General features: G+C 63.5%; 17 protein-coding genes. 9 read left to right on the top strand and 8 right to left on the bottom strand.

From position 1 onward, the window contains the following. Positions 1-465: 465 nt before the first annotated feature. Genes VPH40_RS27755 through VPH40_RS27735 form a run of 5 tightly spaced genes read right to left on the bottom strand, consistent with a single transcriptional unit; the run spans position 466 to position 9,752 of the window. The gene (locus VPH40_RS27755; RefSeq protein ID WP_328575023.1) at positions 466-1,194 is read right to left on the bottom strand and encodes a YfaP family protein; all 729 of its coding nucleotides are present in this window, start codon (positions 1,192-1,194) and stop codon (positions 466-468) included. Between the two features lie 29 nt (positions 1,195-1,223). Continuing rightward, a complete protein-coding gene (locus tag VPH40_RS27750) occupies positions 1,224-2,921 on the bottom strand; it encodes a DUF2300 domain-containing protein (RefSeq protein WP_328575022.1) in 1,698 nt (565 codons plus the stop codon). Then, on the bottom strand, positions 2,921-7,456 hold the full coding sequence (locus tag VPH40_RS27745) for an alpha-2-macroglobulin family protein (protein WP_328575021.1): 4,536 nt from the start codon (positions 7,454-7,456) through the stop codon (positions 2,921-2,923). The genes VPH40_RS27750 and VPH40_RS27745 overlap by 1 nt, the downstream gene beginning before the upstream one ends. Positions 7,457-7,464: 8 nt before the next feature. After that, entirely contained in the window at positions 7,465-8,139 is a 675-nt protein-coding gene (locus tag VPH40_RS27740; RefSeq protein ID WP_328575020.1) for a DUF1175 family protein, read from the bottom strand. Next, positions 8,136-9,752: a DUF2138 family protein gene (locus VPH40_RS27735; protein WP_328575019.1), complete on the bottom strand. Its 1,617-nt coding sequence runs from the start codon at positions 9,750-9,752 to the stop codon at positions 8,136-8,138. Before VPH40_RS27735 ends, VPH40_RS27740 begins: the two co-directional genes overlap by 4 nt. 134 nt (positions 9,753-9,886) lie before the next feature. Here VPH40_RS27735 and VPH40_RS27730 point away from each other — a divergent pair, with 134 nt between their 5' ends. The 9 genes from VPH40_RS27730 to VPH40_RS27690 all read left to right on the top strand — a co-directional run bounded on the left by VPH40_RS27730 (position 9,887) and on the right by VPH40_RS27690 (position 18,580). After that, complete coding sequence (locus VPH40_RS27730; RefSeq protein WP_328575018.1) at positions 9,887-11,407, top strand: B12-binding domain-containing radical SAM protein; 1,521 nt, start codon at positions 9,887-9,889, stop codon at positions 11,405-11,407. A 57-nt stretch (positions 11,408-11,464) separates the two neighbouring features. Further along, the gene (locus tag VPH40_RS27725; RefSeq protein ID WP_289913961.1) at positions 11,465-12,598 is read left to right on the top strand and encodes an MlaE family ABC transporter permease; all 1,134 of its coding nucleotides are present in this window, start codon (positions 11,465-11,467) and stop codon (positions 12,596-12,598) included. Further along, a complete protein-coding gene (locus tag VPH40_RS27720; protein WP_289913963.1) occupies positions 12,598-13,494 on the top strand; it encodes an ABC transporter ATP-binding protein in 897 nt (298 codons plus the stop codon). The genes VPH40_RS27725 and VPH40_RS27720 overlap by 1 nt, the downstream gene beginning before the upstream one ends. Then, the gene (locus tag VPH40_RS27715; RefSeq protein ID WP_099666176.1) at positions 13,494-14,453 is read left to right on the top strand and encodes an MlaD family protein; all 960 of its coding nucleotides are present in this window, start codon (positions 13,494-13,496) and stop codon (positions 14,451-14,453) included. The genes VPH40_RS27720 and VPH40_RS27715 overlap by 1 nt, the downstream gene beginning before the upstream one ends. 12 nt (positions 14,454-14,465) lie before the next feature. Continuing rightward, the gene (locus VPH40_RS27710; RefSeq protein ID WP_328575017.1) at positions 14,466-15,089 is read left to right on the top strand and encodes an ABC-type transport auxiliary lipoprotein family protein; all 624 of its coding nucleotides are present in this window, start codon (positions 14,466-14,468) and stop codon (positions 15,087-15,089) included. Next, on the top strand, positions 15,086-16,273 hold the full coding sequence (locus VPH40_RS27705) for a VanZ family protein (RefSeq protein WP_099666174.1): 1,188 nt from the start codon (positions 15,086-15,088) through the stop codon (positions 16,271-16,273). The genes VPH40_RS27710 and VPH40_RS27705 overlap by 4 nt, the downstream gene beginning before the upstream one ends. Before the next feature lie 40 nt (positions 16,274-16,313). Further along, positions 16,314-16,631 (top strand): (2Fe-2S) ferredoxin domain-containing protein, encoded by a 318-nt coding sequence (locus VPH40_RS27700; protein WP_034781335.1) that lies wholly within the window; start codon positions 16,314-16,316, stop codon positions 16,629-16,631. Positions 16,632-16,666: 35 nt separating this feature from the next. Continuing rightward, positions 16,667-17,320: an alpha/beta hydrolase gene (locus tag VPH40_RS27695; RefSeq protein ID WP_070280179.1), complete on the top strand. Its 654-nt coding sequence runs from the start codon at positions 16,667-16,669 to the stop codon at positions 17,318-17,320. A 114-nt stretch (positions 17,321-17,434) separates the two neighbouring features. After that, the gene (locus VPH40_RS27690) at positions 17,435-18,580 is read left to right on the top strand and encodes a D-alanyl-D-alanine carboxypeptidase family protein (RefSeq protein ID WP_099668326.1); all 1,146 of its coding nucleotides are present in this window, start codon (positions 17,435-17,437) and stop codon (positions 18,578-18,580) included. Between the two features lie 70 nt (positions 18,581-18,650). Here the strand turns inward: VPH40_RS27690 and VPH40_RS27685 are convergent, their stop codons facing one another. The 3 genes from VPH40_RS27685 to VPH40_RS27675 are packed head-to-tail and all read right to left on the bottom strand — an operon-like array spanning position 18,651 to position 22,581. Then, the gene (locus VPH40_RS27685) at positions 18,651-20,048 is read right to left on the bottom strand and encodes a cytochrome c (protein ID WP_328575016.1); all 1,398 of its coding nucleotides are present in this window, start codon (positions 20,046-20,048) and stop codon (positions 18,651-18,653) included. Between the two features lie 14 nt (positions 20,049-20,062). Continuing rightward, a complete protein-coding gene (locus VPH40_RS27680) occupies positions 20,063-21,850 on the bottom strand; it encodes a GMC family oxidoreductase (protein WP_328575015.1) in 1,788 nt (595 codons plus the stop codon). Positions 21,851-21,888: 38 nt separating this feature from the next. Continuing rightward, entirely contained in the window at positions 21,889-22,581 is a 693-nt protein-coding gene (locus VPH40_RS27675; RefSeq protein ID WP_289900485.1) for a gluconate 2-dehydrogenase subunit 3 family protein, read from the bottom strand. Between the last annotated feature and the right edge of the window lie 84 nt (positions 22,582-22,665).

Here is a 22,665-nt window from a genome sequence, read left to right as displayed (position 1 = left end):
TAAGGCATGCCGCCAGCGTTCAATCTGAGCCAGGATCAAACTCTTCAGTTTAATCTCTGTTACTTTGCCGTTTTACCGGCACCATCATTACTGATGGGTCGCTCACTCAAAAAACTGACAGGCCACTACTTTCGTAGCGCCTATTTCATTATTTCTTGTGAACATTTGATATATTTTAAGTATTACGTCAATCCTAAGATTGACGCTGCACTTACATCAAATGCCCACACTTATCGACTGTTAATTGTTAAAGAACTGTATTCGGTACTGCTTTCGCGCTATCGACAAAGCGTTGTGTTTGTCAGCTGCGAAGAAGGAAGAGTATGAAGCAATTTGCTACGTCCGTCAACCCCGTTTTTCAGCGCATTGCGCTTAAAAACTTTTCTCACTTCACGCTGCATTTGCATGCGTCGTTCAGCGAGGGGGCGAATTATAGCCAAGCAACAGCGTGTCCGCAAGAGCCATTTATGGCAAGACGAACGATTTCACCAAGGTCAGTTCGCCGGCGGCCCGCATCGGCACCTGGAAGCTCTGCAACTTTTCACGTGGCGTGCCTTCGTTGGTGATGATCGATATGCGGGCGACGGTCAGCATGGCGGTGTTCTCGCCGCTGCCGTAGTAATTCACATAGACGTGATAGTTGCCCTTCACGGGCGCCGAACTGGAGAAAATCTCCGGACCATAGCCGGTGGTCACGTCCACATCCAGCGCGCCGCCATCTTTCAGGACGCGATTGCCGTACCAGGCATGACCGCCGTCCGGCGTGACCACGTGCATATCGAGGTCGGTGCCGGCGCTGTCCCAGGACAGCACGATGCGCAGGCGTGCCTGGGTCTTGCCCTGGTAGCTGTCAACAAACTGGGCGCGCGCGCGGCTCCGGCCATCCGGCGAGCGCACTTCCACGCTGTTCGAGCCGCTGCCAAAGCCATACGGACGGCCATAGCTGCCATCCTCTCCCACTTCCATCGGCATCGCCACGCCATTGACCACCAAAGTAGCGGGCTTGCCCTTGACGGCGCCTGCGATGCGTCCCCGTATCTGCGCCGTCTCGGCCTGGCCAGGCTGCAGGTTGACCGACGCGGCGGGGTAGTTGACCGCTTGCGTGTATTGCTCGCTGGCGCCGGCCGAATTGCGCCAACCGCTCCTGGGGGCGTCAATGGTGACCTGGGCCAGCGCCCAGATTGGCAATAGCATTAGCGGAATCGAGCAGCGGATATAAAAACTCACAGGGCCTCCAGGTTAAGGTCGACGAGCCGGCGGGCCAGCCGCTCGACATATTCTTCGTCCTGGCCGCGCGGATGGTTGCGCAGGCCAAGATGCAGGTATTCATGGGCCAAGGTGATGCGGTCTTCGCGCGTGGCCAGCGGCCGCATGAAGATACGGTTGCGCGATTGTTCCGAATACGGCGCGCCGCTCTGCAAGGCGCACACCAGCGACGCTTGCGACGGCGCCTCGTAACCGGCCTCGCGCAGCAGCACGCGCTGCCAGCGCGGCACGGACCGCGCCAGCCAGTCCTCGTTCTGCGCCAGGCGCCGGCAACGCGCGCCGGTATTGCCAAAGGTACTCAGCGCGCCGCCAGGATACGCCGCCGCCAGCAATTCATCATAGTGCTTGCCTTGTCTGGCCTGGCGCACCGCCTCGCTCCACGCCATCGTGCCCTCGGACGGCTGGTTAGTGTGATAGCGCACGGTGACGCCATCGACGATCAGCTGGTCGGTCCAGCGCGCAATCGCCAACGCCGCCGGCGTGGCGGGGCTGGGACTGACGCGCTGGGTCGCGCTGCTGTCGGCGATCTGCTGGCAACCCGCCACCGTCACCGCGTTCTGCTGCAGATACGTGCGCGCGGCGATTGCCAGCGCCTTGGCCGCTTCCGGCTCGCCGGCGTTCGCTTCGCGGTCGAGCACGCGCGCCACATATTCATTGACGCCGAAGCGGCCGCGCAATTGCGGGCGGCCGCCCTTCTCCTGCAACAGCATCAGTTCACCGGTGCTGCGCAAGGCGAGGTTCTGGCCATTCTCGAATTGCACATGGTAGCGGCCATTCAGCGGGCCAGCTGCGGCCACGCCACGCTCGCCGCGCACGGCGCGGATCGGATAGCGCTTGAAGTAATCGACGACCACGCAGCCGCCATCGTCGGCCGCGCCCACTTTCGGCAAACTGGCGGCCAGCCTGGGCGCCCACTGTGCAAAGACATTGCTGCTGCCGCCCGCGCCGCCAAACCAGATCGGCGTGCCGTCGGCCAGCCAGCCGGCCGCGCCGCCGATACGCTCTTCTGCCTGACCCTTTTTCTGCTCGTGCCAGGAATACGTCTTTACGCGCAGCTGGCTGCCGAACCAGCGCGCCGTACCGGCGCCGCGTCCGTCGAGCACCACGCGCAGCAGCGCTGCCTCGGCATCCACGCGGCTGGCGGCCGGGATGCTGTCCAGCGCGCGCAGCAGGCTATCCAGGCGCACCGTGCGCGCCGGCGCCATCTGCGCGGGATCCGCCAGCCAGGCAAAGTCGCCTGCCGGCGCACTCCCCAGACGGCCGGTCCAGTATTTGCGCCACGGCGTGGCCGTGATCATCAAGCGCCTGGGCGAGAAAAATGGGCCGCAGGACTGCGCCAGCGCCGCGTCGTGACCGATGCTCTGGCCCGCATCGCAGCAATACACCTCTTCCGGATCGCGGCCGCCGCAGCGGTAATCCGGCATCGCTACCTTGTTATCCGTCGCGTATACATATACGAACAGCTTCCACAGGCTGGCCAGCGGTACTTGCCGCGCGCCGTCAAACGGCGGCGAGAGGGGCTGGGTGGCGCCCCCCTGGCGCAACTGCCGCACTTCCGTCTTGCCATTGCGCCACCAGGCCACGTCCAGCGATGCAGACCACGCAGGTAAGGCCAGCAGCAGGGTTACGGTCAATGCAGGAAGTGCAACGCGCATCACTCGACCTTCAGCGCGCGCGAGCTCTTGCCGCCGCCTTCAAAGGCTTTCTGCTCCGGCTGATACATGCGGTAAAAGCGCGCAGGCGGCAGCACATAACTGCCCTTCTGCGCAAAGCGCAGCAAATGGCGCACCGTCACGTCGCCGGCCAAAGGCTCGATCGGCACGGCATAGCCGTCGCGGCGTTCGGTGTGGCGCGCGCGTTCCAGCGCGGCCGGCTTGTCACCTGCCATGACCATGCCCCATGTCGTCGATTCGACCATGGCGCCCGGTGGCAGCGCCACTTCCAACAAACCAAAGCGGTGCTTCGCTCCCGGTGCAGCCTTCAAGGTGATTTCATCGAGGTACAGCGCGTCCGTGCTCAGCACCTCGCCCGGCTTGACCAGCTCCGTCGTGTAGCCGCCCTTGCCCGCCTTCATGCGCAGGATGCGGCGCTCGACGGCAACCGGCAAGGTTTGCACTTCGACGGCGTGGCTGTCGTACTGCAGCACGGCCACCGTGCCTGCGGGCGCCGGTGCAGCGAGACGCAGTTTGTCGGGCTGGCCCTTGGCGTCGTTCCAGCGCCAGACCGGCTGGCCGCTGCGGCTGTCGCGTTTTTGCCAGGCGCCGTCCAGCGTGACGGCCGGCCCCTTGCCGAACGATGCGCCACCCAGCTTCTTTTGCACCCACATCAACGTCATCGCGCGGTCCAGGGTCGGCATCTCGGCGCGCACGCCAGCCAGCACCGCGTCGGCCTGCGATGGCGGTACTTCGCCGGCCAGCATCAGCAAGGCTTGCGCCACCGGCGCTTTCGATTCGCGCAAGACTTGCCAGGCGCTGGCCACTTGCAGTTGCAGCCCATGCGGCAAGGCGATGCCATTCTGGCCGGCCACCAGCGCCACCAGGCCCAGCGACATCGCTTGCGCTTCGCGGTCAAGGGCTCCGCCCAGCAGCAGGCTGCTACTGTCGCCCGCCTGGCGCGGCTTGCCGCCCAGGACGGCGATGGCGCTGTCGTCCACCAGGCCGGCTGCCAATGTCTGCGTGGGCAAGCCCATCTCGCGCGCCATCCACAGCACCAGCGCGCGGTCGCCCATCGCATCCTTCAAGCCATGTTCGCTGTAGACGGCCAGCAGCTTGTTCCAGTGCTCGGGCGGCAGCTCGATGCGCAGCGCGCGCGCCCCGTACCAGTCCGCGTAATAGGCGTAGGCCGTCATCAAGGCATTGCCGGCCGTGGCGTTGCCCCACCAGCCGAAGACGGCGTTGGGGCCGGCCATCGACACCAATCGCAGGCGCTGCGCCGTCAGCAGCGTTTGCAGACGCTCACCCGCCGCGCCGGCGTCCGGCCCCAGGCTTTGCGTGGCCAGCGCCAGCGGAATCAAACGGCTCGCCGTCTGCTCCACGCAGCCATATGGATAGTCGATCAGATCGTCGGCAATGCGCGCGAACTGGCTGGCTGCTCCTTGCGCGAACGAGACGCGGATATTGCGCGCGTCCGCCGGCAGCTTGAGCGGAATATCAGTAGTGGTCCCATCGAGCGGCAGCACCAGGGTGCGCGGACTGCTCCAGGCGGCGGGCAAGGTTTGCATGGCCGTGTCCAGCGCGTCGACCACTTTGCCATTCTGTTTCAGCTCCAGGCGCAGCGGCCCGGTAGCGCCAGCAGCGAGCGGAAACTCGACGTAGTTGACGCCCGGTTTGGCGGACAGTTTTTCCGCCTTCGGCTGCGCCCCGCCGGAGAGAACGACGTCAAGCGCCTGCTCCTTGCCCGTCTGGTTGAACACGGCCACCGAGGCACGCGGCGCATCGCCTGCGCGCATCCAGTCGGGCGCCGTCCACTTGGCATAGAAGTTCTTGTCCGACCGCAGATAGGCCGTGCGCTGGCCCACGCGCCCCTGCTCGTCCATCGCGCGGCCCGTAATCCTCCAGCGGGTCAGCGCGTCCGGCATGGTGAAACTCACGCGCGCATTGCCATTCGCGTCGGTCTTCAGCGATGGCGCCCAGTACGCCGTATCGATATTGTCGCGGCGCGGACGTTCGAGCACCTTGACGCCGCGCTCGTTGTAATTGTGGCGCGCGGGCGCGCCAGCGGTGCGGCCCTGCGCCATGTCGTAGCTGATGAAGGACAGGCTGGCCGTGGTGCGCACGTTGTTGCGGCGCGGATGGTAGAAGAAGTCGCCGATGTCCGGCGCGATTTCCGGCTGCAGCACATAAATCATTTCATCGACCACGCCCAGCGCCACCATCGTGCTCAGCGGCTTGCCGTCGAGGGTGGCCTTGACGTCCAGGGTCACCTTCTCGCCGGGCTGGTAGACCTCCTTGTCGCTCTTGAATTGCAGCGCGATGCGCGGCTCGATCACTTGCAGACCCGCATTCTCGAAGACGAAGTCGCCATTGCGCGTATACGCCACCGAGAACGTCATGTTCGGGCCATGCTCCTCCCTGACGGGAATGCGCACGCGCCACTGCCGCGGCGCCACGCGCTTCGCCTGGTACCAATCCGCGGCGCCGGCCATCAAGCCATGGTGCTCCACCTTGTCGCGTTCGAGCGTCAACAGCGCCTGGTCGACCTTGTCCGAGAACGTGATCAAGGCTTCGGCGGTGTCGCCCGGACGATAGCGGGCGCGGTCGAGCACGATCTCGATGCTGCCCGGCGTCGTTTGCACGCCATCGCCGGCGACCCAGTGGCTGGCGGCGGCCAGCAGGTTGCCCCGTTCGTCGCGCAGCGCCAGCTGATACGAACCCGATGCGGGGAATGTCACGTCCCAGCCCTTGGCGTTTGGATCGAACGCGCCCTCGGTCTTGCCTTGTTTTTCCAGCTGCACCATCTCCCAGCGCACGGGCTTGGCCGCGCCCTGGCCGTCGGCCAGCAAGTCGAAATACACGGACTGGCCCGGATCGGAAAACTGGCGCGCGGCCTTCAACTGGTAGCTGCTGCTCGATCGTTCTATCATCAGCTCGCGCGTCGCCTTGACGCGGTAGGCCGCGCCATCGGTCGCCAGCACGGTCAGGATGTAGCGCGAAGGGTCGGCGGCGGGCGGCAAGGTGAAGTCCACATTGCCGCTGCCGTCGCTCGTCACTTCCTCGGTTTTCAAGGCCACGGGGAACAGGCCGCTGTAACGCAACTCGCCCTCGACCATGGTGTTTTGCTGGCCGCGCAGCGACAGGGTCATCTTCGCGTTTTTCACCGGCTTGCCATCGGGGTAGCGCAGCGCGATGCTGCCCTTGACCGCCTCGCCCGTCTTGAATTCCGGCTTCGCTGGCTGGACGTTGATTTCAAAGTGCGGCTTGATGTATTCGGCCACGCGGAAGGCCGCGCCATATGCGCCATCCTTGTAATTGAAGCGCAGTTCATAGCCGCCGGCGGTGGCTTCCGTCGGCAGGCGGAAGCGCGTGTCGGCGCCCGTGTCGCCGGACAGCTGCAGCGTTTGCGTCAGTAGCGGCGTGCCATTCGGATTGAGCACGGTCAAACTTAGCGGCGCGCTGGCGGCCGCCTGCGAGTTGCGCGCCGACGTGAATTCGCGGCCCACAAACTTGACGTTGACCTCGTCGCCGGGTCGGTACAGGGGCCGGTCCGTCACCGCATAAATCTTGGTGTTATAGATTTCGCTGTCATAGTAAAAATTCTCGGACACGAACACGCCGCCGGCGCGGTCCTGCCCCAGCACATACGTGTGTTCGGGGCTGCCGCGCTCGATCGATGCGACACCGTCGGCACCCGTGGTGGCCGACTGCAGCACGCCGGTGCCGTCGGTCCACGCCACGCTGGCGCCGGCCACGGCGGCGCTGTTGTCGCGCCGTGCCGTCCACACCAGCATCTGGCCGGACGATACCTTGGTGACGGCCACCGTGTCCGACACGAACACCAGGGTGGTGGCGCGGTGTTCGCCGATGATCGCTTCGATCAGGTACAAGCCAGGCTGGCGTTTGCCCAGCGGAATCATCACGTTACCGGCACCGGCGACGATGAAATCGCTGCTCGATCCATCGAGCTTGACGCCTTTCGGCGGTGTGATGGCCTTGGCTTGCCAGATCGGATAGCGGAAGCTGTCGACCAGCTCCATGCCCTTGATCGGCTTGTATTGCGGATGGTTGGCGAACACAGTGCGCCGGCGGATCGCGTCATTCGTCGCCAATTGCGGCTGTTCCTTCGTTACCGCGAGGCGCGCCTCGCCGGAAAACAGCTTGCGCCAGGCCAGGCGCGACTGCTTCCACCAGCTATCCCACAGAAAGCTCAGGGTATTGGCCAGGCCTTCGCCCTGGTAATTGCCCTCGACCTGGATGCGGTGCAGATTGCGCTGCTTTTTCAGGAATTCCATCGGTTCGGGCACGCGGTAGACGACGATGTCGGCGCCCGAATACGCTTCCAGGTTCATGCGCCCCATGTCGCGGCCCGGCACTTCCAGGCGCACGCGCGCTTCATCAAGACTGCCGTAACTGGCGTCCGACAGCAGGAAGAAGGGTTCGCCCTTGAAGGTGGCGTAGTTGCTCGGTTCGCGTTCCTGCGCCGAGGCGCCGCCAATGAGGACCAACGCCAGCAGGCTGGCAAATAACAGTTTCATGAGAAGCTTCATGACAGGAACGCCAGCCGGAACACACCGGCGAAATTCGGATTGTTGACCACAGGTTGCCACCGCGTGTCCTTCCAGCTCGTAAGTTCTTTGATATCGACGGTCCGCAGACCATTGTCGTCGGGGGTGACGGTGCCGGTGTGGTAGGCGATGCGCGCCCCCATCCAGACCATCAGATGCTGTTCGTCGCCCTGGTCGAAAAACAGCAGGTCGCCGGGCAGCGCCTGGCTGATTTCGCGGGCGATGAAACGGCTGTTGTGCTGCACCAGCGCCAGCGCCGTGACGAAGTGGCCGACCTTGCCATCCGTCTGCACCCAGCGGTTGCGCAGGGCCGCCTGGGCCGCGCTCAATTCCAGTTCGGGCGGCAGGCGCCGGTCGCTGGCGATACCGTTCGCGCGCAGCCATTTCGCATCATGCACGGTGAGCGCCTCATTGACGGCAAAGCGCACGAGGCCCGCGCAATCGCGGTGCGTCCAGCGCGGCGACGGCCCTCGTTCGATCTGCACATTGACAATGCGCAACATCCAGGCCTGGAAGGCGCGGCTCTGGGCCTGCGACAGCTGCACTTGCGGTTCGGCGGCCGCGCGCAGGGCCCGGGCAGGGGGAAAGGTAACGGCGGCAGCGCCGCCAGCCAGCGCGCGCAAGGCGGCACGGCGCGCATGCCACACCGTCATCGCGCAGTCTCCTGCCATTCCAGCGTTTCCCATGACGTGCCGCTGTCTGGCTGCCGCTTGAGCACCATGCGCAGCGGCGGATATTTTTTCAAGGCGTTCAGGCGCGGCACCAGGTGTTCGTTGGCGGCCGCGCGCAGTACCGGTTCGTTATTCGCCGGCAGGGTATCGAAGGCTTCCAGCTGGATCAGCCGGGCCAGCGATGCCGGGGCGATCAGGCCGATGGTATGCGCGCCATCGGGCAGCAGGTCGCTGGCCGCCGGGGCCTGCTTGCGGCGCACGGCCAGCACCTGGTCCACCAGCTTGCCGTCGGCCGAGAAGACAACCGTATTGCCGGCCACGGCCAGCGCCGGCGTGGACTGGCCCAGGGCCGTGGCGACGCTGCGTTCCCAGCGTACGAACTCACCTTTACTATCCTTGCCGGTCGTCTTGCGCACGGGGTCCTTGCCGCCGATGGCCGCCTCGAACAGGCTGCCATATGCAGCGTCATCCCCGGCCTGCGCACTGCGCGTGGCGACAAACACCGGCGTATGCAGGCGCGAAGTGCCGTACCAGCAGGCGGCGGCCGGCCCTTGCAAGTGCCCGGCCAGCGGCACCACCGGCTCGGAAGTCTTGCTCCCCAGGCGCTTGAGCACGGGTTGCAGCGCGGACCAGTCCACCGGCACGCTGAAGCAGGCGCTGGGACTGTGCGGCAGCACGGGCCACAGGGCGCTGCTGTCATAGCCGCCGTTTTTCAGCTTGTCGGCATTGAGCAGCACCTTGGACTGCCAGGCGCCCTTTTGAAAATCGAAGCGCAGCGCTTCGAGCGCGCCGAAGAAGGGCTGGTAGCCGAACGACAGGAAGTCCGCCTTGACGGCGATGCTGTGGCCCTCGGGCGCGGCGCCGTCGAGATGGAATTGCGCATGAAAGACGTTCTGTTTGGCCGCTTCCGGCGCCAGCAGGCTGGCCACGGTTTTCTCGGCCGTTCCATCGCCGCTCTTGCCGTCGCTGCCGCCATACAGCATGCCGGGATGGGACAGGATGACCAGGCGCTGGCCGTGCGCGGCAAACAGCAAGGTGCGCTGGTAGGCGTAATTGAGCGCATACACGGGCACCTGGCCGCCATCGACGCGCAAGCTGCCGGCCACGCGCATTTGCGTATCCTTCAAGGCGATCTTGCCCGCTTCCTCGAGCAGGCGCGTCAGCTGGTTGCGCGACACGGCGATGGCGAAATGCTTGAGCGAGCCGTCGGCGTCGCGCCACAGGGCCACTTCCGCGGGCTGGTCCAGCACCATGCGCAGCAGCTGGTCGCCCCAGCCCAGTTCATGTTCGTAGGCGATGCGGCGCAAGCTGCCCTTGAGCCCCAGCCGGTCTTCGCTCTGCTCGTAATAGAACAGGAAATCCTCGCGCAGCACGTCGCGCGCCAGCGGTACCGTCAGCAAGTCGCGCGGCAAGGTCGACAGGCTTTTCGTGCGGACCAGCGCATCGGGCCTGGACAAGTCCAGCTTCAAGCCGTTGACCGGCCCCAGCATGCCCCAGCCGAAGACCCGGTAACCGACCAGCGCGGCAGCCACCACGGCCACGCCAGCCAGCGCCCCGAGCAGAACTTTCTTATTGAGTACTTTTTTCGCCAGCACCGTATATCCCTTTTACCCGCCGTAGCATTGACAAGTTAGTAATTATTGACAAATGGTAACATGGCATTTGTGGCCGCAGCGCACAGCTGACGCGACAGCGTAAAATAGCGGTTTCGCCGTTTCAATCGCCTCCCATGACCATCCTGCTCTCCACCCTGAACGCCCGCTACACCCACGCCTCGCTGGGATTGCGCTATTTGCTGGCCAATATGGGGCCGCTGCAAGCGCAGACGCGGCTGCAGGAATTCGTCATCGGCACGAAAACCACGGAACTGGTCGAGCGCATCCTCGTCAACAAGCCGCGCATCATCGGTTTTGGCGTGTATATATGGAACGTCGAGGAAACAACGAAGCTGGTGGCCATGCTCAAGCGCGTGGCGCCCGAGGTCATCATCGTGCTGGGCGGGCCGGAGGTGTCGCATGAGGCGGGCGAGCAAGAGATCGTCAAGCTGGCCGACTACCTGATCACGGGCTGGGGCGACGTCACCTTCCCCAAGCTGTGCGGCGAGATCCTCCACGGCCCGAAGCCGCTGATGAAGATCCACGCGGGCGTGCAAGCCCCGCTGGCGGAACTGCAACTGCCCTACTCCTTGTATACAGACGACGATATCCGCCACCGCACGATTTACGTGGAAGCGTCGCGCGGCTGCCCGTTCAAGTGCGAATTCTGCCTGTCGGCGCTGGACAAGACGGCCTGGCCCTTTGCGCTGGACAACTTCCTGGCCGAAATGGAGTCCCTGCATGCGCGCGGCGCGCGCCTGTTCAAGTTCGTCGACCGCACCTTCAACCTGAACATCAAGACCAGCCTGAAGATCATGCAGTTCTTTCTGGACAAGATCGAGGCGAATCCGGACGATCCGATCTACGCCCACTTCGAGCTGGTGCCCGACCACTTGCCCGACGCCTTGAAAGAAGGCATCAGCAAGTTCCCGCCCGGCGCGCTGCAATTTGAAATTGGCATCCAGAGTTTCAATCCGGACGTGCAATCGCTGGTCAGCCGCAAGCAGGACAATCAAAAGGCGGCCGACAACATCCGCTGGCTGTGCGAAGAATCAAACGCCCACCTGCACGTGGACTTGATCGCCGGATTGCCGGGCGAGGATGAAGCGAGCTTCGCGGCCGGTTTCAACAAGCTGGTGGCCCTGAAACCGCATGAAATCCAGTTCGGCATATTAAAACGGCTGCGCGGCACGCCCATCATCCGCCATACGGAAAACTATGGCATGGTGTTCGACCCGCACCCGCCCTATACCATCCTGGCGAACAAGCAGCTCGATTTCATGAGCATGCAGCGCCTCGTGCGCTTCGCCCGCTACTGGGACCTGGTGGCCAACTCGGGCCGCTTCGCCAATACGGTGCAATGGATGCTCGGTGATGCACCTTTTGAAAACTTCATGGATTTTTCGAACTGGCTGTACGCCCACACGGATGCCACCCACCGCATCGCCATGGAACGCCTGGCCAAGCTGGTGGCGCAATGGCTGCAGACGCGCGGCATGAGTGCGGTCGAGGCCAATGCCCTCGTGGCCAGCGACTATGCGGGCGGCGCGCAGGCGGCCGCGCATGGCAAGCCAAGCGAAGTGAGTACTAGCAATGCCAAGGTGCGCCCGGACGTGGCCCTGCCGCAGCGGCAGGCACGCCACCTGGCGTCCTGAGGGGCCGGCGATTGAACAGCGGTGGCGGTCTGCGCCATTCTCCCTTAAACTGGCACGATGCCGACTGTACAATCGCCGAAACTGACCCTCTCCCAGACCAGCTCCCAACAGGGAGCCCTTGTCACTGCCAGCGGCACCTGGCAGGTGCACGCGCTGGCGCATGACAATGCGATCAAGGCCATCGATGCCCAGCTCAAGCCCTTGCAGGGCGATGCGAAGGCGCAATGGGACCTGTCCGCCATCGACAGCATGGACCATATCGGTGCCCAGCTGTTCTGGAATGCCTGGGGCAAGCGGCGTCCCGCGCAACTGACCCTGGCGCCGTCGCAGGAAGAGTTTTTCCGGCGCATCGAGGAAACGGGACCGCTGCAAACGCCGCCCTCGCGCGCCAACCGCCTCACGCCCGTGATGAAGCTGGGCATGGCTATTTTGCTGTTTTTCCAACATTTGAAGGGTTTTATCGCCCTCGTAGGCCAGGTCACGCAGGATATCGGCCGCTTTGCGCGCCATCCCATGCGCGGGCCGTGGCGCGAAATTTCCGCCAATATCTTCCATGCGGGCTTCCAGGCGCTGGGCATCACAGCCCTCGTGGGCTTCCTGATCGGCGTCGTGCTGTCCTACTTGTCCGCGCAGCAACTGCGCGCCTTTGGCGGCGACATTTACCTGGTCAACCTGCTGGGCATGAGCGTCATCCGCGAACTGGGGCCATTGTTGGCCGCCATCCTCGTGGCCGGCCGCTCCGGTTCGTCCATCACGGCCCAGCTGGGCGTCATGCGCGTCACGGAAGAGCTCGACGCCATGCTGGTGATGGGCATTTCGCACGGTTTCCGCCTGATCATGCCAAAAGTGCTGGCCCTGGCCATTTCCATGCCCCTGCTCGTCATCTGGACGGACACGGCCGCGCTGATCGGCGGCATGGTGGCGGCCAAGGTGGAACTGAATCTGTCGGCGCGCTACTTCATCCAGAAGCTGCCGGATGCCGTGCCGCTGGCCAACTACATGATCGGCCTGGGCAAGGGCGTGATTTTCGGCATGCTGATCGCGCTGGTCTCGTGCCATTTCGGCCTACGCATCAAGGCCAACACGGAAAGCCTGGGGCGCGGCACCACCACCGCCGTCGTCACGGCCATCACCGTGGTGATCCTGGCCGACGCCGTGTTCGCCATCGTCTTCAATGGAGTGGGCTACTGATGGCGGACGACACCAATATCGCCTGTGGCACGGGCAAGGAAGGCCAGTTCAACCTGCATGGCGACGCGCCCGTGGTGGAAATCACCAATCTGTGGACCAAGTTCGGCCGCACCGTCGTGCACCAGGACTTGAACCTGGAAATCGAACGGGGCGAGATCCTGTCCATCGTGGGCGGCTCCGGCACGGGCAAGACGGTGCTGCTGCGCCAGATGCTGGGCCTGGAACATCCGGCACGCGGATGCGTCAAAGTCTTTGGCGAAGATATCAACCAGGCAAGTTCCGACCAGTTGCAGCAGTTGCGCAACCACTGGGGCATGCTGTTCCAGCAAGGCGCCCTGTATTCGGCCCTGACCGTGTTCGACAACGTGGCCCAGCCGATGCGCGAATTGCGCGTGCTGCCCGAGGCGCTGGTGCACGACGCGGTACTATTGAAGATGAATATGGTGGGCCTGGGCCCGGAACATGCGCTGAAAATGCCGTCGGACTTGTCGGGCGGCATGATCAAGCGCGTGGCCCTGGCGCGCGCCCTGGCGCTGGAACCGAAGCTGCTGTTCCTCGACGAGCCGACGGCCGGCCTGGATCCGGACCTGTCGGAAAGTTTCGTGTCGCTGATCCAGTCGCTGCACCGCGAACTGGGCTTGACGGTGGTGATGGTCACGCATGACCTCGACACTTTGTTCGCCCTGTCCACGCGCATCGCCGTGCTGGCGGAAAAACACGTGATCGCCATCGGCCCCACGCGCGAGGTGATCGAAGTCGACCACCCGTTCATCAAGCAATTTTTCCTCGGCGACCGCGGCAAGCGCGCGCTGGCCGTCCTCGACGAGAAACAGGCGGCCGGCAAGGCGGCGCAGCCGGGCGACGACGCCGGCACAGACAAGAAAGCGGAGAAGTAATGGAAAACAGATCACATGCCCTGATGACGGGATTTTTTACACTCACCCTGCTGGTGGCCGCCATCCTGTTCGGCGTCTGGTTCAACCGCGACCGCGTGGAACGGGTGCCGTACCTGCTCGCCACCACCCTGTCCGTGCCGGGCCTCAATCCGCAGGCGACCGTGCGCTACCGGGGCCTGGAAGTGGGCAAGGTCGACGCCATCGACTTCGACACGCAAAAAGCGGGGCAAATCCTCGTGCACATCAGCGTGGCGCCCGACACCCCCGTCACCAACACCACCTTTGCCACCCTGGGCTACCAGGGCGTGACGGGTATCGCCTACATCCAGCTCGACGACGAGCACGTGGGTTCGACACTGCTGGGCACCAGCAAGGACAAGCCCTCGCTGATTCCCCTGCGCGCGGGCTTGCTCGACCAGCTGGAAAAACGCGGCAAGCGCATCCTCGACCAGGCCGAACAGATCACCAACAAGGTGAATAACCTGCTCAGCCCCGACAACCAGGCGGCCATGCTGGGCGCCTTCAACGAAGTGGGCAAGGCGGCCAAGGCCTTTGGCGCCATTCCGCAGCAGCTGGAACCGACCCTGACGCAATTGCCGCAGCTGACGGAACAAACGCGCCAAACCTTGACGGCCGTCAGTACGGCCAGCAAGAACGTGTCGGACTTGACGGCCACGTGGAAAAAGCTGGGCAACGATATCCAGGCGCCCGGCGGCGTGCTCGAGAAGGTCAATGGCACGGTCGACCGGGTCGGCAATTCCGTGGAAACGGTGGCCAATGGCGTATCGCTGGAAGTCTTGCCGCAGGTAATCGAGCTGAGCGGCGAGGCGCGTTCCTCGATGCGCGCCCTGAAAACCACCATGAGCACGCTCAATGAACAGCCGCAGAGCATCTTGTTCGGCGCCCCAGACATTCCGCCCGGTCCGGGCGAGCCCGGTTTTTCGGCGCCGGGCAAATAAGGAGATTGCACGATGAACTTCCCCCGCTTTTCCCCTGTCAGCGTGCTGGCCCTGGCCACGGCATTGTTGCTCGGCGGCTGCGCCAGCCGCGGCCCCGTCCCCACTTTCTATGACTTCGGCCCGCCGGCGCCGCAGGCGGCGGCAGTACAACCGGCCGCGCCCGCCGTGCCCGTGCTGGTGATCGCCGACGCCAACGGCCCATCCTGGCTGGACAGCCAGCGCATGTATTACCGATTGCTGTACGCCGACGCGCAGCAATCGCGGCCGTACGCCTACAACCGCTGGAACACGCCGCCGCTGCAGCTGCTGAGCCAGCGCCTGAAGACGCGCGTGGCGCAAAGCGGCGTGAAAGTGCTGTCGACCACGGACGCGGCCGCCGGCATGCCCCTGCTGCGCATCGACGTCGATGATTTTTCGCAAAACTTCGATACGCAGACGCAGAGCAGCGGCCACGTGTCGCTGCGCGCCTCGCTGTTCCGCGGCCACCGCCTGATCGACCAGAAAACCTTCAGCCGCAGCGGCCCGGCAAGCAGCGCCGACGCGCAAGGGGGCGCGCAAGCGCTGGCGGCGGCCTCGGACGCCATCGCCGCCGACCTGCTGACCTGGCTGGGCACGCTGACCATCCCGAAAGAATGACGGCGCCAGCTTCCCCCGCCAGTCCGGCGGCACCACTGCCGCCCGCCCGCTCCTCGCCCGTGTCGCGCGCGACCCTGCTCGCCTACGTCTTCCTGATCGTGTACGCCAGCTGGTTTCCATTCACGGGCTGGCACAGCAATGGCTTGTCGCCGCTGACGTTCCTGGAAAACACGCGCATGCCCCGTTACTGGACGGGCTTCGACGTGGGCATCAACGTCGTCGGCTACATCCCGCTGGGCGCCTTGATCGTGTATTCGCTGTTTCCAAGGATCACAGGTTTCTTTGCAGTCATCGTCGCCAGCCTGTGCGGCGTGCTGATTTCCGGCAGCATGGAAGCCGTGCAAACCTATTTGCCCAGCCGCGTCTCGTCAAACCTGGATTTTTATACGAACTCGGCCGGCTGCTTCATCGGTTCCCTCATCGGCGCCTTGACGGCGCGCAAGCTGCTCGACCATAGCCATTTGTACCGCCTGCGCCAGCGCTGGTTTGCCCAGCACGCCAGCCAGGGCCTGGTGCTGGTGGCCCTGTGGCCGCTGGCGCAAATCTATCCGCAAGGCTATCTGTTCGGCCTGGGCCAGCTGCTGCCCATCCTGTCGGACTGGCTGTCGCGCCTGGCGGGCATGGAGATCGACCTGGCCACCTATCTGCGGCCCGACGTGATCTTAACTGTCGAGCAATATTGGCTTTCAGAAACCATCATCACAGCCTGCGGCATGACGGGCGCCGTGCTCACCTTGCTGTGCCTGCTGCGCCGCGCCGCGCCCCGCGCCGTGCTGATGCTGATCCTCATCGCCGCCGCCCTGACCGTGCGCTCGATGGCCAGCGCGCTGCTGTTTTCGCCGGAAAACGCCTTCGTCTGGATCACGCCGGGCGCCCAGGGCGGTTTCCTGATCGGCCTGATCATGCTGGGCGGCCTGGCGTTCGCACCGCACGTGGCGCAACGCCGCATCGCGGCCGCCACCTTGCTGCTGAGCCTGGTAATGGTGAATACGACGCCGATCAACCCGTATTTCATGTCGACCTTGCAAGGTTGGGTGCAAGGCAAGTTCCTCAACTTCAATGGCGCGGCGCAATTCCTCGCCTTGCTGTGGCCCTTCATGGCCCTGTGGTTCCTGTGCCTGCCCTCGCACCGCCTGAACCGGCAGGAAGACGCGCAGCGCCAGCGTCGCGAAGACCACCCATAAGCGTTATCATGGCGCATTGATGAATCAGCAGGAGAATAGTATGAGCGACGCACCGTATTTTGAACGCCACGTTTTTTTCTGCATGAATAAACGTGAAGACGGCCGCAACAGCTGCGGCGACCATGGCGCGGAAGCGGCGCAAAAGCATTGCAAGCGCCGCATCAAGGAGCTCGACATGAATGGCGCGGGCAAGATCCGCATCAACCAGGCCGGCTGCATGGACCGCTGCGAAGAAGGCCCGCTGCTGGTGATCTACCCGGAAGCGACCTGGTACACCTATGTCGATACCAGCGATATCGATGAAATCATCGATACGCACCTGGTGGGCGGCAAAATTGTCGAACGCCTCAAGATTTAATGCCAATTTAAGAGATACCCACCAGTATGAGCATCATGAACAGAAACTCGGAAAAATTTACCCTCGCCGGCCATGCAGGCAGCATGGAAGGCTTGCTCGATTTCCCGGCAGACACTCCGCGCGGCATCGCCCTCGTTGCCCATCCGCATCCGCTGTACGGCGGCACGATGGATAACAAGGTCACGCAAACCCTGGCGCGCGCGTTTGTCGCCCTCGGTTATGTGGTGGCGCGCATCAACTTCCGCGGCGTCGGTGCTTCCGAAGGCGTGCATGACCATGGCGCGGGAGAGACGGACGACATGCAATTGCTGTATGAACACATGCGCGGCCTGTATCCGGGCTTGCCCGTGGCCTTGTCCGGTTTCTCGTTCGGCACCTTCGTGCAATCGAAGCTGCAGGAACGCCTGGCCGCCGCCGGCACGCCCGCCGAGCGCCTGGCGCTGATCGGCAGCGCGGCCGGCAAGTGGGCCATGGCGGACATTCCCGCCGACACCATCTTGATCCACGGCGAACTGGACGACACGATTCCCCTGTCCGCCGTCTTCGACTGGGCCCGTCCACAAGACATTCCCGTGATCGTGATCCCCGGCGCCGACCATTTTTTCCACCGCAAGCTCAATCACATCAAGAACCTCGTGATTGCCCTGTGGCATGGTGACAAACCCGCAATAGCAGCAGATGATCATTGAAGTGTGGGCTTACTAGCGCCTCCACGGCTATAATTGATCCGTTTTTTCCACGCGGCCATGCAGGTAGCAACAGCATGGCCCTCAGCCTTCATCTTTTTCTCGCAGACCAGCCCCATGAAAAAACTTTTAGCGGCACTGGCCTCCAGTGTATTGTTCTTTTCCGCCGCCTACGCCCAGAGCGTTCCAGCCCCGACCATTGCCGCCAAGTCCTGGCTGTTGCTTGACGCCACCAGCGGCCAGATCATTGCTTCGCAAGATCCGGACGCGCGCATCGAGCCGGCTTCGTTGACCAAGATCATGACGGCTTACCTGACGTTTGCCGCCATCCGCGAAAAGAAACTGGCGCTGGACCAAAAAGTGAATGTGTCCGTGCGTGCCTGGAAAGTCGATTCGAGCAGCTCGAAGATGTTCATCGACCCGGCCACGCCCGTGTCGATCGACGACTTGCTGCATGGCCTGATGATTCAATCGGGTAACGATGCCGCCGTGGCCCTGGCTGAAGCCGTGGCCGGCGATGAAGGCACCTTCGTCGTGCTGATGAACCGCGAAGCGCAACGCATGGGTCTGAAAAACACGCGTTTTGCCAATCCGCATGGCTTGCCTAGCCCCGATAACTATTCCACAGCGCAAGACCTGTCCGTGCTGGCCAAGCGCGTGATCGCCGACTACCCGGAATTCTACAAAATCGATTCCGTGAAAAGCTTTACGTACAACAAGATCACCCAGCCTAACCGCAACCGCCTGCTGTGGCTGGACCCAACCGTGGACGGCATGAAGACGGGCCACACGGAAGCGGCCGGCTATTGCATGATCGCCTCGGCCCGCCGTCCAGGCGGCACGGGCGAGCGCCGCCTGATCTCCGTGGTGCTGGGCACCACGTCGGACCAGGCCCGCACGCAGGAAAGCCAGAAGCTGCTGAACTGGGGCTTCCAGAACTTCGATACGGTCAAGCTGTACTCGAAAGGCCAGGCCGTGGCCACGCCGGAAGTGTGGAAGGGCTCGAAAGGCACCGTGAAAATCGGTTTCGCCCGCGATGTGCTCGTCACCGTACCAAAAGGCACGGCCGCCAAGATGAAACCTGTGCTGGAACGCAAGGACCCGCTGGTCGCGCCACTGGCTGAAAACGCGCCTGTCGGCAAGCTGAAAATGATGGTCGACGACAAGGTCTTGCTGGAACTGCCGGTCGTTGCACTGGAAACCATCAACCAGGCCACGATCTTCGGCCGTGCCTGGGATTCGATGCGCCTGTGGTTGAAATAAGCAGTTAGCGTCCCCCATAAAAAATGCCCGCAGATGCTGCGGGCATTTTTTTCGTCTTGCGTTACGTCAATTACTTCGCCGGCGCATCCTTCAAGTGCGGCTGGCGCGCCACGGGCGGGAAGGTGCCGTGGCGGCCTGCCGCAAACGTCGCTTCCGTCTGCGATGGCTCCACCGGCACGGACACCTTGCGCACCTTGGCCACCTGCGCCGCCGTCACGGGCGTGCCGCGGTTGCCCCAGCTGGTCTGGATGAAGGTCACCACCTGCGCGGTCTGTTCATCGTTGAAGATGTCGGCATACGGCGCCATCGTCAGCGCCGACGGCGCCGTGCGCGTGGCGGGCACGGCGCCGCCCGACAGCACGATGTTGATGGCTGACGTGGGATCGTTCGTCTGCAGCACGGCATTGCCGGCCAGCGCAGGGAAAGCCTTGTCGTAGCCCTTGCCGTCGGAACGGTGGCAACCGGCGCAACGGTCCAGGTACAGCTGCGCGCCCGTGGAATTGACGATGCCGCTGAACAATTGCTTGCCCAGCTTGTCGTCCGCCACGAAGGCAGGCGTGGCCGGATTCGATGGCGGCAACGATTTCAGGTATTTCGCCATCGCCGCCAGGTCGCCATCCGTCATGTGCTGCATGGAGTGGGCCACCACGTCGTTCATGGCGCCGAACGAGGCCGTATGGCTGTTGCGGCCCGTCTTGAGGAATTCGGCGATCTCCGCCGCGCTCCAGCGCGCCAAACCGCCGCCGTGTTCATTGCGCAGCGAAGGCACGGACCAGCCGTCGATCACGCCGCCGCCCGCCAGGAAGGTGGTATTGCCCTCATCCGTCAGCGATTTTTCCTGCATGCCCACGCCGCGCGCCGTATGGCAAGCGCCGCAGTGGCCCAGACCCTGCACCAGGTAGGCGCCGCGCAGCAATTGCGCGTCGCCCGTGACCGGCGTTTTATACGGCTGCGGCGTGGGAGCGAAGGCCCAGCGCCAGATGGTCAAGGGGAAACGCATCGACAATGGCCACGGGATGTCGGCCGCCTTGTTCGGCGTCGGGTCCGCCTTCACGCCATGCATGAAATAGGCGTACAGCGCCTGCATGTCCGCCTCGCTCAGGCGCGAGTACGACGGATACGGCATGGCCGGATACACGGTATAGCCGTGCTTGGTCACGCCCGTGCGCATCAGCTTGTCGAAATCGGCAAAGCTCCAGTCGCCGATGCCGGCCTTCTTGTCCGGCGTGATGTTGGTGGAATACACCTTGCCGATCGGCGTTTCCATGCCCAGGCCGCCCGCGAACGGACGGCCTTTCGTGCCGGCCGTGTGGCAGGCGATGCAATCGCCCGCGCGGGCCAGGTATTCGCCCTGGCGTATCAGCTGGGCGTTCGGAGTGGTGGCAGCGGCCGTGGTGGCGGACCAGGCAGTGCCGGAGGCGAGCGCCAGCAGCAGCGCGCCCACGGTATGGGTGAATGTGTTGTTCATCTTCTTGTTCTTTATCAAGCGACCAGGGGACGGGGATCTTTCAGGTATTGCTCGCGGATGGCCTTGGCCGACCAGTAGGTCAGCGCGCAGACGAGGCCCGTCGGGTTGTAGCCGATGCCGACTGGGAACACGCTGGAGCCGACGGCAAACACGTTGTGCACGTCCCAGCTCTGCAGGTAGCGATTGACGACGCTGGTCTTGCGGTCCGCGCCCATGGCCGTACCGCCCGCCCAGTGGGTGGTCTGGTAGTTGCGCAAGTCGAGGTGGTCGCCCACGTTCTTGACGGACACCTTGATAGCTTCCGGATTCATGGCCTCGGCCACCTTCATCATCTTGTCGGTGACGAAACGGCTCATCTTGATGTCGTTTTCCTTCCAGTCAAAGGTAAAGCGCAGCAATTGCTGGCCATACTTGTCCGTGTAGGTGGGGTCGAGGTCGACATAGCAGTCGCGATACGTCATGTTGGCGCCGTGACAGTCGAAGGAGACCGTGTTCAGGTAGCTCTTCTTGACGGCCTTTTTCCAGGCCGAACCCCAGGCGGGCGTGCCGTCCGGCGTGGCAATGCCGGAAATTGGCTTGGAGCCGGCCGGGTTGCACCAGGCGGGCGAGCCGCCGACAAAACCCAGCGGGCCATGGTCGAAGTTGTCGCCATTCCAGTCGTCGAGCGCGACGCCGGTGCCGCCGGCGCCGATGAACGGGTTCGTGTTCGTGTCTTCCTTGAAGAAGGTCTGGATGGTGGACATCATCTGGTAGGCGATGTTGCGTCCCACCACGCCTTCATTGCTGACGGGGTCATATGGCTTGCCAATGCCCGACAACAGGAACAGGTGCGCATTGTTGTAGGCAAAGGCGCTGGCGATGACCAGGTCAGCCGGCTGCTCGACGGCCTTGCCGTCCGCATTGATATAGGTCACGCCCGTCGCGCGTTTTTTGCTGCCGTCGAGGTTGATGCGCACGACGTTGCAGTTGGCGCGCAATTCGAAGTTGGCCACCATGCGCAGGGCCGGCATGATGTTGACGTTGGGCGAAGCCTTGGAATAGTTGTAGCAAGCATAGCCGGAGCAGAAACCGCAGAAGTTGCACGGTCCCATCTGGCAGCCGTACGGGTTCGTGTACGGGCCGGATGCGTTCGACGAAGCGTTGACGAACGGGTGGTAGCCGACGGCCTTGGCCGCGCGGCGGAACAGTTCGGCCGTGTACGGCACTTTTTGCGGCGCCAGCGCGTAATTGTCGGAGCGGTCGCCCTCGAACACATTGCCGTCGCCGACGACGATGCCGTTGACCTTATATGCCTGGCCCGAGGTGCCGAAGACTTTTTCCACAAAATCGAAGTGCGGCTCCAGCTCGGCGTAGGTCACGCCAAAGTCCTGGATCGTCATGCCTTCGGGGATGAATTTCTTGCCGTAGCGGCGTTCGTAGTGGCTGCGGATCTGCAGCTCTTCCGGCAAGACGCGCCAGTGCATGCCCGACCAGTGCAAGCCCGCGCCGCCCACGCCCGTGCCGGGCTTGAAGGCGCCGATCTGGCGGTAGGGCACGGCCACGCCCGTGATGCTGTGGCGGAAGGTGAACGTGCTTTTCGACATGTCCTGGAACAGCTTGCTGCGCTGGATGTAGGTCAGCTCGTCGAGGGTCTTCGGATAGGCGCCGTCGGGATAGGTGTCGCGGTACTCGCCGCGTTCCAGCGCGACCACGTTCAGGCCCGCTTCCGTCAATTCCTTGGCCATGATGGCGCCGGTCCAGCCGAAGCCGACAATCACGGCATCGACAGGCTTCATTTTTACATCTGGTTTGATATCACTCATGATGGTTTTTCTTTTTCTTTGATCTGCTACAAAAAGTCTTATGCGATAGAAACAGGGGGCAGCGGGTATTTCTTCCCATACTGTTCCACCCAATCCATGTAGTCGGCGCGCGCGCCGGGGAAACCGACCATCTTCCAGGCCAGCATGTCCTTGTTGCCGCCGTGCACGGGATCGCAAAAGTAACCTTCGCGCGTGTTTTGCAGCAACTGGTTGAAGAAGACCTTGGCCGGCACTTCGCCGATGTCCAACGTTCCCTTTTGCAATTGCGTGATGACGGCGTCGCGCTCGGCCCCGTTCAGCTGCACGAAAGGCTTGCCCGACTGTTTATGGACGGCTGCGTTGACGCCGGCCAGGGCGCTCTTGTACAGCTCGCGCGGCGCCATGTGGAACTGGTAGCCGAACTGTTCGATCGACGGCACGAACGGTCCCTGCATGTACCACAGCGCGCCATACGCGTAGGGCGTGTTCATCTGCGCATCGATGAATTCATGCGCGCCCGATTCCAGCGCGCCCGGCCCTTCGCCGTCGGCGGGGATCAGGCGGTCGACCAGCGCCGTCAGGGTGGCCCATTCGGTGGCGTCGAAAAAGCGCGGTTTGTAGGCAGGCTGGTCCTTGGAGACGGCCATGGCCAGGCCGCCGCCGGCGCCGGCCAGCAAGGCCACGGCAGGCGCGGCGCCGACGGCCTTGCGCAGGAAGTTACGCCGATGGGGCGATATCCCGATGATTTTCATAGGTTTTCCTCAGGCGGCACGAGCCGCCACAGTGATGGATGTGGGAGTCAGAAAGAAAATGCGGGCATGCGCCGCGGAGAGTGC

The organism is Janthinobacterium sp. P210005, from assembly GCF_036231865.1.
GTDB lineage: Bacteria > Pseudomonadota > Gammaproteobacteria > Burkholderiales > Burkholderiaceae_D > Janthinobacterium > Janthinobacterium kumbetense.
The sequence above is the reverse complement of the archived record's forward strand: the minus strand, read 5'-3'. Positions and strand labels throughout refer to the sequence as shown.